General features: G+C 60.5%; 12 protein-coding genes. 9 read left to right on the plus strand and 3 right to left on the minus strand.

Going from position 1 to position 14,864, the window contains the following annotated elements; all coding sequences use genetic code 11:
• Positions 1-263: 263 nt before the first annotated feature.
• The 9 genes from rhaB to rhaM all read left to right on the plus strand — a co-directional run bounded on the left by rhaB (position 264) and on the right by rhaM (position 10,245).
• A complete protein-coding gene (rhaB, locus tag IB144_RS25630) occupies positions 264-1,730 on the plus strand; it encodes a rhamnulokinase (protein WP_004187190.1) in 1,467 nt (488 codons plus the stop codon).
• Entirely contained in the window at positions 1,727-2,986 is a 1,260-nt protein-coding gene (gene rhaA / locus IB144_RS25635) for an L-rhamnose isomerase (RefSeq protein ID WP_004150375.1), read from the plus strand. Before rhaB ends, rhaA begins: the two co-directional genes overlap by 4 nt.
• A gap of 149 nt (positions 2,987-3,135) precedes the next feature.
• Positions 3,136-3,966, plus strand: coding sequence for a rhamnulose-1-phosphate aldolase (gene rhaD, locus IB144_RS25640; RefSeq protein WP_004187188.1), 831 nt, complete (start codon positions 3,136-3,138; stop codon positions 3,964-3,966).
• Between the two features lie 81 nt (positions 3,967-4,047).
• The gene (gene rhaS, locus IB144_RS25645) at positions 4,048-5,034 is read left to right on the plus strand and encodes a rhamnose ABC transporter substrate-binding protein (protein ID WP_002882880.1); all 987 of its coding nucleotides are present in this window, start codon (positions 4,048-4,050) and stop codon (positions 5,032-5,034) included.
• A 145-nt stretch (positions 5,035-5,179) separates the two neighbouring features.
• On the plus strand, positions 5,180-6,691 hold the full coding sequence (locus tag IB144_RS25650; protein WP_004150373.1) for a sugar ABC transporter ATP-binding protein: 1,512 nt from the start codon (positions 5,180-5,182) through the stop codon (positions 6,689-6,691).
• Complete coding sequence (locus IB144_RS25655) at positions 6,688-7,695, plus strand: ABC transporter permease (protein WP_017879784.1); 1,008 nt, start codon at positions 6,688-6,690, stop codon at positions 7,693-7,695. Before IB144_RS25650 ends, IB144_RS25655 begins: the two co-directional genes overlap by 4 nt.
• Entirely contained in the window at positions 7,692-8,696 is a 1,005-nt protein-coding gene (locus IB144_RS25660) for an ABC transporter permease (protein WP_046654800.1), read from the plus strand. The genes IB144_RS25655 and IB144_RS25660 overlap by 4 nt, the downstream gene beginning before the upstream one ends.
• Before the next feature lie 89 nt (positions 8,697-8,785).
• Positions 8,786-9,934, plus strand: coding sequence for a lactaldehyde reductase (gene fucO / locus IB144_RS25665; RefSeq protein ID WP_002882871.1), 1,149 nt, complete (start codon positions 8,786-8,788; stop codon positions 9,932-9,934).
• Positions 9,931-10,245: an L-rhamnose mutarotase gene (gene rhaM / locus IB144_RS25670; protein WP_004181618.1), complete on the plus strand. Its 315-nt coding sequence runs from the start codon at positions 9,931-9,933 to the stop codon at positions 10,243-10,245. Before fucO ends, rhaM begins: the two co-directional genes overlap by 4 nt.
• 37 nt (positions 10,246-10,282) lie before the next feature.
• Here the strand turns inward: rhaM and IB144_RS25675 are convergent, their stop codons facing one another.
• The 3 genes from IB144_RS25675 to IB144_RS25685 all read right to left on the minus strand — a co-directional run bounded on the left by IB144_RS25675 (position 10,283) and on the right by IB144_RS25685 (position 14,824).
• A complete protein-coding gene (locus IB144_RS25675; RefSeq protein WP_004181617.1) occupies positions 10,283-11,548 on the minus strand; it encodes an MFS transporter in 1,266 nt (421 codons plus the stop codon).
• A 41-nt stretch (positions 11,549-11,589) separates the two neighbouring features.
• Positions 11,590-13,713 (minus strand): alpha-galactosidase, encoded by a 2,124-nt coding sequence (locus tag IB144_RS25680; RefSeq protein WP_004181616.1) that lies wholly within the window; start codon positions 13,711-13,713, stop codon positions 11,590-11,592.
• A 115-nt stretch (positions 13,714-13,828) separates the two neighbouring features.
• Positions 13,829-14,824 (minus strand): substrate-binding domain-containing protein, encoded by a 996-nt coding sequence (locus tag IB144_RS25685; protein WP_004146243.1) that lies wholly within the window; start codon positions 14,822-14,824, stop codon positions 13,829-13,831.
• Between the last annotated feature and the right edge of the window lie 40 nt (positions 14,825-14,864).

A 14,864-nucleotide genomic window follows, 5' to 3' on the forward strand; every position in this document is an offset into this window, starting at 1 on the left:
AATGAAGGGTTGGCTATCCGGCCTTCAATTTTTGACCGCGAAATTCGTAAATCCTGCCGCTTTTTCAAGAATCAGCCGGAAAGATGCGGAACTGCGGAGGCCATCACATCCCCCTCGCCATCCCCTAAAACCGCAAACTGTGATGTCCCTCACGGTCACCTTTGCTTTCTTGCCAGCGGCCAGTTTTGGCTGTCCGTAGCGAGAAGGTGTCAGTAAACGGCCTTTTTTAGACTGCGGACAATGATTTTAAGAAGGATCGTTTCATGAGTATTCGTCATTGTGTCGCTGTCGATTTAGGCGCCTCCAGCGGGCGGGTGATGCTCGCCAGCTATCAGCCCGGGCCGCGCGCCCTGACGCTGCGCGAAATTCATCGCTTCACCAATAGTCTGCAGAAAGTAGACGGCTTCGACTGCTGGGATGTAGATAGCCTGGAAGGCGAGATCCGCCGCGGGCTGGAGAAAGTGTGTGAGCAGGGCATTCTGATAGACAGTATCGGCATCGATACCTGGGGGGTAGATTATGTCCTGCTGGATAAGCAGGGCCAGCGCGTCGGGCTGCCGATTTCCTATCGTGACGACCGCACCCAGGGCCTGCTGCGTCACGCTGAAGCGCAGCTGGGCAGGGCGGAAATCTATCGCCGCAGCGGCATTCAGTTTTTGCCGTTTAACACGCTTTATCAGCTGCGCGCGCTGGTGGAGCAGCAGCCGGAGCTGGTCAGTCAGGCTGCCCATGCCCTGCTGATCCCCGACTATTTCAGCTTCCGCCTGACCGGCAATCTGAACTGGGAATATACCAACGCCACCACCACCCAGCTGGTCAATATTAACAGCGATAGCTGGGATGAGACGCTGCTGAACTGGACCGGCGCGCCGTTGGCGTGGTTCGGAAAGCCGACCCACCCCGGCAATGTGATAGGCCACTGGATCTGCCCGCAGGGTAACCGAATTCCGGTAGTCGCTGTCGCCAGCCACGACACCGCCAGCGCGGTGATCGCCTCCCCGCTGGCCGACCGCCATGCCGCCTATCTCTCCTCCGGCACCTGGTCGCTGATGGGGTTTGAAAGCCTGACGCCGTACACCTGCGACGCGGCGCTGCAGGCCAATATCACCAACGAAGGCGGAGCCGAAGGCCGCTATCGGGTGCTGAAAAATATCATGGGCCTGTGGCTGCTGCAGCGGGTGCTAAAAGAGCAAAACGTCAGCGACCTGCAGGGGCTGATCGCCCGCACCGCCGCGCTACCGGCGTGCCGCTTCATAATTGACTGCAACGATGACCGCTTTATCAACCCGGCCAGTATGAGCGCCGAGATCCAGGCCGCCTGTCGCGACGCCGGGCAGCCGGTTCCTGAAAGCGATGCCGAACTGGCGCGCTGCATTTTCGACAGCCTGGCGCTGCTCTACGCCCGGGTGCTTAACGAGCTGGCGGCGCTGCGCGGCCACCCTTTCAGCCAGCTGCATATCGTCGGCGGCGGCTGTCAGAACACGCTGCTCAACCAGCTGTGCGCTGACGCCTGCGGGATCGTCGTCGTGGCCGGCCCGATAGAGGCCTCCACCCTCGGCAATATCGGCATCCAGTTAATGACCCTCGACGAGCTGGCCAATGTCGATGAGTTTCGTCAGGTAGTGCGCGGCAACGCGGCGCTCACCACTTTTACCCCCAATCCTGATAGTGAAATTGCCCGTTTCGTGGCGCAGTTTCAGCCACAACAGACCAAGGAGCTTTGCGCATGACCACTCAACTTGAACAAGCCTGGGAAATTGCTAAGCAGCGCTACGCCGCCGTCGGCGTGGATGTCGAGGAGGCCCTGCGCCAGCTGGACCGTCTGCCCGTCTCCATGCACTGCTGGCAGGGTGACGACGTCGCCGGTTTCGAAAACCCGGCGGGAAGCCTGACCGGTGGCATCCAGGCGACCGGCAACTACCCGGGCAAAGCGCGCAATGCAGAAGAACTCCGCGCCGACCTTGAGCAGGCGCTGAGCCTGATCCCGGGGCCAAAGCGTCTCAATCTGCACGCTATTTACCTGGAATCCGACGCGCCGGTAGCCCGCAATGAGATTAAGCCGGAGCACTTTAAAAACTGGGTTACGTGGGCGAAAGCCAACAAACTGGGGCTGGATTTCAACCCCTCCTGCTTCTCGCATCCGCTGAGCGCCGACGGCTTTACCCTGTCGCACGCCAACGATGAGATCCGCCAGTTCTGGATCGACCACTGCAAAGCCAGCCGCCGCGTATCCGCTTATTTTGGCGAACAGCTGGGCACGCCGTCGGTGATGAATATCTGGGTGCCGGACGGCATGAAGGATATTACCGTTGACCGCTTCGCCCCGCGCCAGCGGCTGCTGAACGCCCTGGATGAGGTGATCAGCGAGAAGCTCGACCCGGCGCACCATATCGACGCCGTGGAGAGCAAGCTGTTCGGCATCGGCGCCGAAAGCTACACCGTCGGCTCCAACGAGTTCTATATGGGTTACGCCACCAGCCGTCAGACGGCGCTGTGCCTCGATGCCGGCCACTTCCATCCGACGGAAGTGATCTCCGACAAGATCTCCGCCGCCATGCTCTACATCCCGCGCCTGCTGCTGCACGTCAGCCGTCCGGTGCGCTGGGACAGCGACCACGTGGTGCTGCTGGATGATGAAACCCAGGCCATCGCCAGCGAAATCATTCGCCATAACCTGTTTGACCGCGTGCACATCGGCCTCGACTTCTTCGATGCCTCCATCAACCGCATCGCGGCCTGGGTGATTGGCACCCGCAATATGAAAAAAGCGCTGCTGCGCGCCCTGCTGGAACCGACCGCCCAGCTGCGCCAGCTGGAGAACGACGGCGATTACACCGCCCGCCTGGCGCTGCTCGAAGAGCAAAAATCGCTGCCTTGGCAGGCCATCTGGGAGATGTACTGTCAGCGTCACGACACGCCGGCGGGTAGCCAGTGGCTGGACAGCGTACGGGCTTATGAGAATGCGGTTCTGAGCCAGCGCGGGTAATGCACGAGCTTCCCCGGGTCGCGGCTGACGCCTTACCCGGGCTACGAACCGGTAGCCCGGATAAGCCGTTTACGGCGCAATCCGGGGGCACGCACATATTTAGGGTGAGGGGGTCAACCCCGCACCGAATCAACAGGAAAGACAAGACTATGCAGACCATTATCGACGCCTGGTTCGTCCAGGGCATGATCAAAGCCACCTCCGACGCCTGGCTGAAAGGCTGGGACGAACGCAACGGCGGCAACCTGACGCTGCGTCTGGATGAAGCGGATATCGAACCTTACGCGGCGGATTTCCACGCCCAACCGCGCTATATCGCCCTCAGCCAGCCGATGCCAACCCTGGCCAACCAGCCGTTTATCGTCACCGGCTCCGGCAAATTCTTCCGTAACGTCCAGCTCGACCCGGCCGCTAACCTCGGCGTGGTGAAGGTCGACAGCGACGGCGCGGGATACCATATCCTGTGGGGCCTGACGGAGGATGCCGTCCCGACCTCCGAGCTGCCGGCACACTTCCTGTCGCACAGCGAGCGCATCAAACTGACCGGCGGCAAAGACCGGGTGATCATGCACTGCCATGCCACCAACCTGATCGCCCTGACCTATGTTCTGGAGAACCACAGCGATCTTTTCACCCGTAAGCTGTGGGAAGGTAGCACCGAATGTCTGGTGGTCTTCCCGGATGGCGTCGGCATTCTGCCGTGGATGGTGCCGGGCACCGATGAAATCGGCCAGGCGACCGCCGAAACCATGCAAAAACACTCGCTGGTGCTGTGGCCGTTCCACGGCGTCTTCGGCAGCGGCCCCACGCTGGATGAGACCTTCGGCCTGATCGATACCGCCGAGAAGTCCGCCGAGGTGCTGGTGAAAGTCTTGTCGATGGGCGGGATGAAGCAGACCATCACCCGCGACGAGCTTATCGCCCTTGGCAAACGCTTCAACGTGCAGCCGCTGCAGTCCGCTTTAGATCTTTATCCATAACAACATCGCGCCCCGCTCACCGAGACGGGGCGAAATATCACCTGCAAACCCTACAAAACTAACTCATGTGGAGTAAAAGCAATGAAAACAAAGACAAGCTTGATCCTCACCGTTGCCGCCCTGGCGTTGTCCGGTTCCGCCTTAGCCGAAGTTAAAATCGCCCTTGTGGCGAAATCGCTGGGAAATGGCTTCTTCGAAGCCGCCAACGTTGGCGCCCAACAGGCAGCCAAGGAGTTAGGTGATGTCAAAGTGATCTACACCGGCCCGACCACTACCACCGCCGAGGCGCAGATCGACGTGCTGAACGGGTTGATCGCCCAGGGGGTTGATGCGATCGCCATTTCCGCCAACGATCCGGACGCGGTGGTGCCGGTGCTGAAAAAAGCGATGCAGCGCGGCATCAAGGTGGTCTCATGGGACTCCGGCGTGGCGCCGGCAGGCCGTCAGATCCATCTTAACCCCTCAAATAACGCCTTAATTGGCGAAACCAACGTCAAGCTTGCCGCCGATGCGCTGCAGGCGCTGAACGTTGAGAAAGGCGAGGTGGCCGTGTTAAGCGCCACCCCAACCTCCACGAACCAGAACATCTGGATTGAGGAGATGAAAAAGGTGCTACCGCAGTATCCGTCGGTGCAGCTGGTCACCGTCGCCTACGGTGACGATCTGTCGGATAAAAGCTACCGCGAAGCGGTGGGTCTGCTGAAATCATATCCGGACCTGAAAGTCATTGTCTCGCCGTCGTCGGTGGGGATTGTTGCCGCCGCGCAGGCGGTGAAGGACCAGGGCAAAATCGGCAAAGTGTATGTCACCGGGCTGGGGCTGCCGTCGGAAATGGCCGGCGCGATCAAGTCCGGCGCCAGCAAAAGCTTCGCCATCTGGAACCCGATTGACCTGGGCTACGCCGCCACCTATCTGGCCGACGATTTAGTCAAAGGCACGGCGACCAAAACCGAAGCCAGTATGGGCAAGCTGGGCAAAGTGAAGCTGGACGCCGAGGGGAATGGCGCGATGGCCAAGCCGTTTGTCTACGATGCGAGCAACATCGATAAGTTCTCGAAAATTTTCTAATCCTTGTTCCCTCACCCCGGCCCTCTCCCGGAGGGAGAGGGGGAACGGCTGGCCCTCTGCGCGATGCGGCCAGCGGACGCCGGACCGTTCCCTCGCCCCTGTGGGGGAGGGTTAGGGTGAGGGGTGATTTTTGTGGAGAACTATCATGTCAGCATCAACGCCACTGCTGTCGCTGAAGGGGATCACCAAAATTTTTCCCGGTGTGCGCGCCCTTGAGAACGTGCAGCTTGATCTCTGGCCCGGCAAAGTGACCGCCTTAATCGGCGAAAACGGCGCGGGGAAATCCACGCTGGTCAAAGTGATGACCGGTATTTATCAGCCCGAAGAGGGCGAGATCCTCTATAAAGCGATCCCCATTCATCTGCCAACGCCGGAGTCGGCGCATAAGGTAGGGATCACCGCCATTCACCAGGAAACCGTGCTGTTTGACGAACTCTCGGTCAGCGAAAACATTTTCGTCGGCCAGTATCTGTATAAGGGACTGCTCAAAACGCTCGACTGGCCGGCGATGCACCGCAGAGCCAACGAGATCCTCACCCGGCTGGAAGTCCAGATCGACCCGCGAGCCACGCTGAAAACCCTCAGCATCGCCCAGCGTCACATGGTGGCGATTGCCCGGGCGCTGGCTTTCGACGCCCAGGTGGTGATCCTCGATGAGCCGACCGCCGCGCTTTCCCAGCATGAAATCCTGGAGTTTTATCACATCGTTGAGCGTCTGAAGCAGGACGGCAAAGCGATCCTGTTTATCTCGCATAAGTTCGATGAAATCTTCGAGCTGGCCGATTATTACACCATCCTGCGCGATGGGGTGTACGTCAGCTCCGGGGCGATAAGCGACATCACCGAAGAGCGGATGGTGTCGATGATGGTGGGCCGGGCGATCAGCCAAACCTACCCGAAAGTCGACTGCACCCCCGGAGAAACGGTGCTGGAGGTGACCGATCTCTGTCATCCTACCGAGTTTGCCCATATCAGCTTCCGCCTGCGCAAGGGAGAAATTCTCGGCTTTTACGGCCTGGTGGGCGCCGGACGCACCGAGCTGATGCAGGCGCTCTCCGGTGTCTCGCGCCCCTCCTCCGGCGAGATCCGCCTGAACGGCAGAACCATGCGCTTTCACCAGCCCGCCGACGCCATCCGCGCGGGCATCGTCTGCGTGCCGGAAGAGCGGCAGAAACAGGGAGCGATCATCGCCCTGCCTATCGCCCAGAACATCAGTTTACCGCAGCTCAGCAAGCTCAACCCTAACGGCGTCCTGAACGACGCCCGGGAATGGCGGCTGGCCGACGAGTACGCCTCGCGCCTGCAGGTAAAAGCCTTCAGCTGGCGGCAGCCGGTGGAGACCCTCTCCGGCGGCAACCAGCAGAAAGTGGTGATTGGCAAATGGCTGGCGACCCAGCCCGAGGTGATCATTCTCGATGAGCCGACCAAAGGCATCGATATCGGCTCAAAGGCCGCCGTGCATCAGTTTATGTCCGAGCTGGTCAGCCAGGGGCTGGCGGTGATTATGGTGTCGTCAGAGCTGCCGGAAGTGATGGGCATGGCCGATCGGATTATCGTAATGCACGAAGGGCTGATGGTCGCCGAGTACCGGGCCGGGGAAGCGACGGCGGAAACCATCGTTAGCGCCGCCAGCGGCATCGGCCAGGAGGCGGCATGATGGGACACGCATGGCTGAAACATCGCGAAGCGCTGCTGGCGGTGGTCATCATTTTGATGATCGGCGCCATCGGCAGCCGGGCGCCGTCGTTCGTTTCACCGGGCAATCTGGTGGAGATGTTTAACGATACCGCCATCCTTATCATCCTCGCCCTCGGCCAGATGATGGTGTTGCTCACCAAAGGCATTGATCTGTCGATGGCCGCCAACCTGGCGCTGACCGGGATGATCGTCGCCCTGATTAACGCCCACTATCCGGGTATTCCGGTGGTGGCGCTGCTGGCGCTGGCGACTCTGCTGGGCCTGCTGATGGGAGTAATTAACGGCCTGCTGGTCTGGCGCCTCGGCATTCCCCCCATTGTGGTGACCCTGGGCACTATGAGCATTTATCGCGGCATTATCTTCCTGCTGACTGACGGCGGCTGGGTTAACTCACATCAGATGAGCGCTGATTTTCTCAGTCTGCCGCGCAGCCCCCTCCTGGGGCTGCCGCTACTGAGCTGGTGCGCCATCGCCGCGCTGCTGCTGGTGGGTTATTTCCTGCGCTACAGCCGCACCGGCCGGGCCTTATACACCGCGGGCGGCAACGCGACGGCGGCATACTACACCGGCATTAACGCCGGAAAAATGCAGTTCGTCAGCTTCTGTCTCTCCGGCGCGCTGGCCGGCTTCTGCGGCTATCTGTGGATCTCGCGCTTCGCCGTCGCCTATGTCGACGTCGCCAACGGTTTTGAACTCCAGGTGGTCGCCGCCTGCGTGATCGGCGGTATCAGCACCACGGGCGGAAGCGGACGGGTGCTGGGCTGCCTGTGCGGCGCGCTGTTCCTCGGGGTCATCAATAACGCCCTGCCGGTGATCGGCATCTCGCCCTTCTGGCAAATGGCGATTTCCGGGGCGGTGATCGTCATGGCGGTGCTGCTCAACGAGCGCGGCAATCGCGGTCACGGGCGGTTAATCCTGCGCAACGCGGCGTTAGCCCGACAGAAACAGGCGGTGAAATCATGAGCAAAATGATGATATCTGAAGAGATGAAAAACGCCCCGGCCGCGCCGTCGCCACTGCGCCGCCTGCTGTGCTGGGAAGGGTTTTTACTGGCGGTCACCCTGGCGGTATTTATCGGCAACGCCGTGGCTTCCCCGTACTTCCTCAATATCTGGAACCTGTCGGACGCCACCTTTACCTTTACCGAGAAGGCGATCGTCGTCCTGCCGATGGCGATGCTGATTATCGCCCGGGAAATCGATCTGTCGGTAGCCTCGACGATGGCGCTCAGCTCAACGGTGATGGGCTTCTGCGCGGCGGCGGGGATGGACACTCCGCTGCTGGTGGTCATCGGCCTGGGCGTAGGTCTGCTGTGCGGCCTGTTCAACGGCTTGCTGGTGACCCGCTTTAACCTGTCGTCCATTGTGATCACCATCGGCACCATGAGCCTGTATCGCGGCATCACCTATATCCTGCTGGGCGATCAGGCACTCAATCACTATCCGGAGAGCTTTGCCTGGTTCGGCCAGGGATACGTGTGGGGGGCGCTCTCTTTTGAGTTTGCGCTGTTTATCCTCCTCGCGGCCGCCTTCACCTTCCTGCTGCATAAAACCAACTTTGGTCGCCGGACCTACGCCATCGGCAATAACCCGACCGGCGCCTGGTTCTCCGGGATCAACGTTAAGCGTCATAACCTGGTGCTGTTCGCGCTGGTTGGGCTGATGGCCGGGCTGGCGGCGGTCCTGCTGACCTCACGGCTCGGCAGTACCCGCCCCACCCTGGCGATGGGCTGGGAGCTGGCGGTTGTCACCATGGCGGTGCTCGGCGGCGTCAATATTCTCGGCGGCTCCGGCAGCATGCCCGGGGTGATCATCGCCGCCTTTCTGATGGGGCTGGTGACCTTCGGCCTGAGCCTGCTGAACGTCCCCGGCATCGTGATGTCGGTGATTATCGGCGCCATGCTGATCGTGGTGATCTCCCTGCCGATTATTACCCGGCGGATGATGCAGCGAAGACGATGTTAATTTCCCCCTCACCCTGGCCCCCTCCCTGCGGGAGAAGGTCGGGGTGAGGGGAAACGGATTTCCCAAAATCAACATTAAGGAGAATTATCATGAGTTTTATGTTGGCACTACCTAAAATCAGCCTCCACGGCGCAGGCGCGATCGGTGATATGGTCAAGCTGGTAGCGGGCAAACAGTGGGGCAAGGCGCTGATCGTCACCGACGGTCAGCTGGTGAAGCTGGGCCTGCTGGACAGCCTGTTCGCCGCGCTGGATGAACAGCAGATGGCTTATCAGCTATTTGACGAGGTATTCCCCAACCCCACCGAAGCGCTGGTGCAGCAAGGCTATGCGGCTTACCAGGCGGCCCGCTGCGATTACCTGATCGCCTTCGGCGGCGGTAGCCCGATTGATACCGCCAAAGCGATAAAAATCCTCACCGCCAACCCAGGCCCCTCCACCGCCTACTCCGGCGTCGGCAAAGTGAAAAACGCTGGCGTGCCGCTGGTGGCCATCAACACCACCGCCGGCACGGCGGCGGAGATGACCAGCAACGCGGTAATTATCGATAGCGAGCGGCAGGTGAAAGAGGTGATTATCGACCCGAACCTGATCCCGGATATCGCCGTCGACGACGCCAGCGTGATGCTCGACATTCCGCCAGCCGTTACCGCCGCCACCGGCATGGATGCCCTGACCCACGCCATCGAGGCCTTTGTCTCCGTTGGCGCCCATCCGCTGACCGACGCCAACGCCCTCGAGGCCATTCGTCTGATTAACCTGTGGCTGCCGAAAGCGGTAGACGATGGGCACGATCTGCAGGCCCGCGAGCAGATGGCCTTTGGCCAGTATCTGGCGGGCATGGCGTTCAACAGCGCCGGTCTCGGGCTGGTACATGCCCTGGCCCATCAGCCTGGCGCCACCCATAATCTGCCGCACGGGGTATGCAACGCCATCCTGCTGCCGATCATCGAAAACTTTAACCGCCCGAACGCGGTGGCGCGCTTTGCCCGCGTGGCGCAGGCGATGGGCGTCGATACTCGCGGCATGAGCGATGAAGCTGCCAGCATGGAGGCCATCAATGCCATCCGCACGCTGAGCAAACGCGTAGGGATCCCCCAGGGTTTTAGCCAGCTTGGCGTCAGCAAAGCCGATATCGAAGGCTGGCTGGATAAAGCGCTGGCCGACCCATGCGCGCCGTGTAACCCGCGCCCCGCCAGCCGCGATGAGGTTCGCGAGCTCTATCTGGAGGCCTTATGATCCGTAAAGCCTTCGTCATGCAGGTGAACCCCGACGCGCACGAGGAGTACCAGCGCCGCCATAACCCCATCTGGCCGGAGCTGGAAGCAGTGCTGAAAGCGCACGGCGCGCACCACTACGCCATTTATCTCGATAAAGAACGCCATCTCCTGTTCGCGACGGTGGAGATTGAATCGGAAGCCCGCTGGGAAGCGGTCGCCAGCACGGAAGTATGCCAGCGTTGGTGGAAATACATGCGCGAGGTGATGCCCAGCAACCCGGACAACAGCCCGCTGAGCGCGGAGCTCAAAGAAGTGTTTTATCTGGCGTAAAAATAACTGGCCTCCCTCCAGACGGGAGGCCGGTCGATTAAACGGTCATTGCATTATCGCGCAGCGGCTCGGTTTTCGTCTTACCCGCTAACGTAAACGCGGAGATTAAGGTGACGGTCAGGGCAATACCGCCGAGGATCATATAGGTATCCTGAAAGCCGATCCGATCGTACATATTGCCGGCGAAAGCGGAGAGGAAGATCGCCGCCACCTGCTTGGCGAACTGGAAGCCCACCAGATAAATGGTCGCCGACAGCCGGACGTCAAACACGCCGGTGATGTATTTAAAGGCGCCCACCAGCAGGAACGGCACCTCCAGCGCATGGAGCATTTTCAACGCTACGACTTCCGCGGCGGTGGTGGCGAAGGAAGAGCCAATCATTCTTGCCGCCATCACCATCCCGGCGATCAGCAGGGTATTCTTCGCTCCGATACGGTTAATAATCCACGGCGAGCTGAACATAATGATGGCGTTACATATTTCTCCCGCGGTGGTGGCGAAACCAAAGGCGCGGGTGCCCGCTTCCGGGGTCGCGAAGAACGATTTGAAGAAGGTGGCGAACTGCTGATCGAAAACGTCATACACGCAGGCCACGCCGATAACATACAGAATAAACATCCACATCTTACGCTGGCGGAACATGCGCACCGCCGTTTTTAAATCGATCGCCGGGCGATTGGCGCCGAGCGAGTCCATTACCTGCGCGGACTGACTGGCCTGCGGTTTGGCGATGGCCACCAGCACCACCAGCAGCAGCGCGGCGGCCGACCCCATCCAGAACACCCATTCGGGATTAATGCTGAACAGCATTCCGGCGGTAGTCGCGCACAGCGCCCATCCCAGGCAGCCAAAGGTGCGCGCCTTGCCGTATTCAAACCCGCTGTTGCGGCTTACCCGTTCGATATAGGCCTCCATCGCGCCGGCGCCTGCGGAGAATACAAAGCCGATATAGGCGCCGCCGCTCAGCGCTCCGAGCCAGATATTGGTTTTCAGCAGCGGAGCGAAAACATAAAGGAAGAAGGGAGCAATCAGCACCAGCAGAACGGTCACGATCCACATCAGGTGTTTTTTCAGCCCCAGCTTGTCAGAGATCACTCCGAGGATCGGCTGGAAACAGATGGCGAACAGCGACAGGCTGGAGAAAACGAGGCCGGTTTCGGTTTTATTCAGGCCGATGACGTCCGACAGCCAGATCGGCAGAAACGGAAAGCAGGTGGCCATGATGAAGAAGTAGAGAAAGAAGAACAGCCCGAAAATCCAGAAGTTGGGGTTGTTTTTGTGGGTACAGACGGTCGGGTTCATTATATTTTCCTCAAGAAGGGCCGCAGCGCGGCCCGATACCATCACACGCGTTGCAGACCAATCAGAATGGCGCTTTCCGGGTCGAGGATGGGCAGCGCCAGCCCCGCCTGCTGCAGCCACTCACCGCTCACCGTCTGCAGCGTCGTCATCCATGCCGGCAGCTTCCGCATGGTGTGGCCGCCCTCACCGGTGATCTGAATGTTCGGATGATCGAGGAGCGTCACCTGATAGCGGGCGCTCGCCTCCAGGCCCGCCAGGCGCAGCGGCGCCATCAGGGTGTAGTCCGGCATCGCCAGCTGGCTAACGAGGAAAATCGCCTGCGCTTTATCCGGGCTGACGACGCCATGGGCAAGAGTGGTAGCATCCGGCATATCTATTCGCCACTGCACGCCGTGATGGATCACGTCGCGCCACTGTTTATGCAGGGCCGCATATTTTCGGTATCCGGCGCGCTCTTCTTCATCGGCGCTCACCGGATCCAGCTCAAGGCCCATATGACCGAACAGCGCCGTCAGGCCGCGGAAGGCGATACTATGCTGGCGGAAGGTGGCATGACAGTGGCGATTGCCAATATGCGCGCCCATTACCTCGGGTGGAAAGAAGTAGCTCATGCCGCGCTGGATGGTGTTGCGCTCAAGGGCGTCATTGTTGTCAGAAGCCCAGAAGCGATGGCTGCGTTTGAGGACTTCATAATCGATCCGTCCGCCGCCGGAGGAGCAGGATTCAAATTCAATGTGCGGGAAACGGGCCACCAGCGTATCCAGCAGGCGGTAAAACTGGCGCGTTTGCGCGTCCGCAGCGGCGCGTCCCTGATGCCCAGGCTGCACCAGCTCGCGGTTCATATCCCACTTCACGTAGTCCACCGCATGCTCGCCCAGCAGCCAGCTCATCCGCTCCAGCAGATAATCAAACGCTTCGGGAATGTTGAGGTTCAGGACAAACTGATGGCGGCCGGTCAGCGGGGTATAGCCCGGCAGCGCCAGCACCCAGTCCGGGTGCGCCCGGTACAGATCGGAATCCGGGTTAATCATTTCCGGCTCCACCCAGATACCGAATTCCATACCCAGAGACTTCACGTGATCGATAACCGGCGTCAGGCCGTAGGGGTATTTTTTCTCATCGAGATACCAGTCGCCAAGCGCCGCCCAGTCGTCGTTGCGCCCTTTAAACCAGCCGTCATCGATAATAAAGCGCTCGACGCCCAGGGCCGCCGCTTCGTCGGCCATACGCATGATGTAGTCCGGGTCGTGGTCGAAATAGATCCCCTCCCAGGTGTTGAGATGCACCGGGCGCGGTTTGTTGCCCGGGAAACGAATAATCCGTTCGCGCAGATAACGATGGAACTGCTGGCTCATGCCGTTCAGCCCATTCGCCGAGTAGCTGGCATACAGGTACGGCGTCCACAAGGTTTCCCCTTCCGCCAGCGCCATTTCACCCGGCAGATAGAGCGCCTCGGCCTGCAGATAGCGACGGCCATCGGTTTTTACCTCCGCCCGCAGGCGATGGTTACCGCTCCAGGCCAGATGCACGCCCCAGACTTCACCCTGCATCTCGCTAAAGGCGCGGCTGCCGGTGATCAGGGCCGGGAAATGTTCGTGAGAGGTGCGCCCGCGGCGGTTCTCCAGCACAAAGCTGTCGTGCTCCAGCGTCAGGCGATGAGGCTGAAACTCGCGGATCCAGCGGCCATGGAAAGCCATCACCTCGCGAGCGCGTTCGGCGACCGGCAATGTGACCGCCAGGCGATCCACCTGCCATGGGCTGGCGCGCAGATTGGTCACGCCATGGCGCACGCTCAGCACGCCGCTGGCATCCAACGCGATCTCGCTCTGCAAGCGCAGGCCGGCCTGCGGATCTTCGCTGACCAGGGTCAGCGTCTGGCCCTCGTGCCGCACTTCGCTGGTGGTGAACAGCGGAGAGGCATCCAGCCCCTGACGATGGCCTTCAATGCCCGGCGCGCCAAACAGACCATGGCCCAGCTCCGCCATTAAGGTCACTGGCGAATCGACATCCAGTCTACCGTTGGCGACCGGGCGCGTCAGGCTGTCGGCATCCTGCGGCGAAAAGTGGCTTAAATGCGGTCCCCAGTAGACAATTTCAGCGAAAGGGCGGGTTTTAATCACAATATCGGCACCGGCGCTTTGCAGGTGAATCAGCGAATCAGACATCAGACATCTCCATTACAAGGAATGTCTTACTGTTGATCCGAAACGTTTCGGATGCCAACCAAAACGTTTCGGATCCGTGATCGGCTTCAGAATTACGGGTTAAAAAGGGGTAAGATCAGGCGGTTTCACCCGGGAAAAATTCCGGCTGCCATAGCACCTGCAGCGTGGCGAGATCCTCCCCGGCGATTAAGCGACGCACCATATCGGCAATCTGCCGTCCCACGCCCTGGCGCGTGGACTGGATCACCGCGGCGACATCGGTCTCAATGATGCTGTCCTGCGGCAGCCCGTCGTACACCACCAGGGCGACGCGATTGTCGCCGGTTAAACGCCCCAGGTGGGCGAGCGCCATCGCGGCGCCATCGCCATGGGTGTTGCAGTCGGTGATAATCGCGGTAGGCGGCTCAGGCAGACGCAGCAGCTCCAGCGTGGCCTGATAGCCGCCGCGGCGCGTCGCCGGCACGCTACGCAGCCATGCATCGGATAACCCCGCCTCGCGCAGGGCATCGAGGTAGCCGTTACGCCGTTGCAAAATAAACGCCTGATTGTTGTTCTCGCCCAGCAGAGCGATACGCTGGTGGCCCTGTTGAATCAGATGGCGGGTGGCGCGGCAGGTGCCGGCATAGTTATCGAAATCAAACCAGGCGTAGGGCTGCGCCAGGCGGCTACGGCCGAGCGCCAGAAACGGAAAGCCGGAGGCCTGCAGCTGCGCCAGCCGCGGATCGTCATCCAGAGTATGGGCCACGATTAATGCATCGACGCGACGGCCCTGCACCATGCGCATATAGCCATGTTTATCCGCCTGCTCATCATCGGCGATCAGCAACAAATCAATGTCATGGCGCGCCAGCTCATGGCTGATCTCCCCGACCATCTCGAGAAAAACGTTATTGTTGAGCGGCGCGGGGCGGACAGGGAAGACGAGACCAACGGCATCGATGGTGCCCATTTTCAGACGGCGGGCGAAAGTGTTGGGGCGATAGCCCCGGCGCTGCGCTTCAGCCTCAACCCGGGCGCGGGTCTCCTGCGACACATCGTCGTAGCCGTTCAACGCCCGGCTGACGGTCGTGACGGAGATCCCAAGTTGTTTGGCAATGGCTTTCAGCGACATAAAAATCCCTGTTTTCGCATAGGAAAGCTAGTTTCCCGCA

The sequence above is a fragment of the Klebsiella sp. K4 genome (assembly GCF_014596785.2).
Lineage (GTDB): Bacteria > Pseudomonadota > Gammaproteobacteria > Enterobacterales > Enterobacteriaceae > Klebsiella > Klebsiella pneumoniae.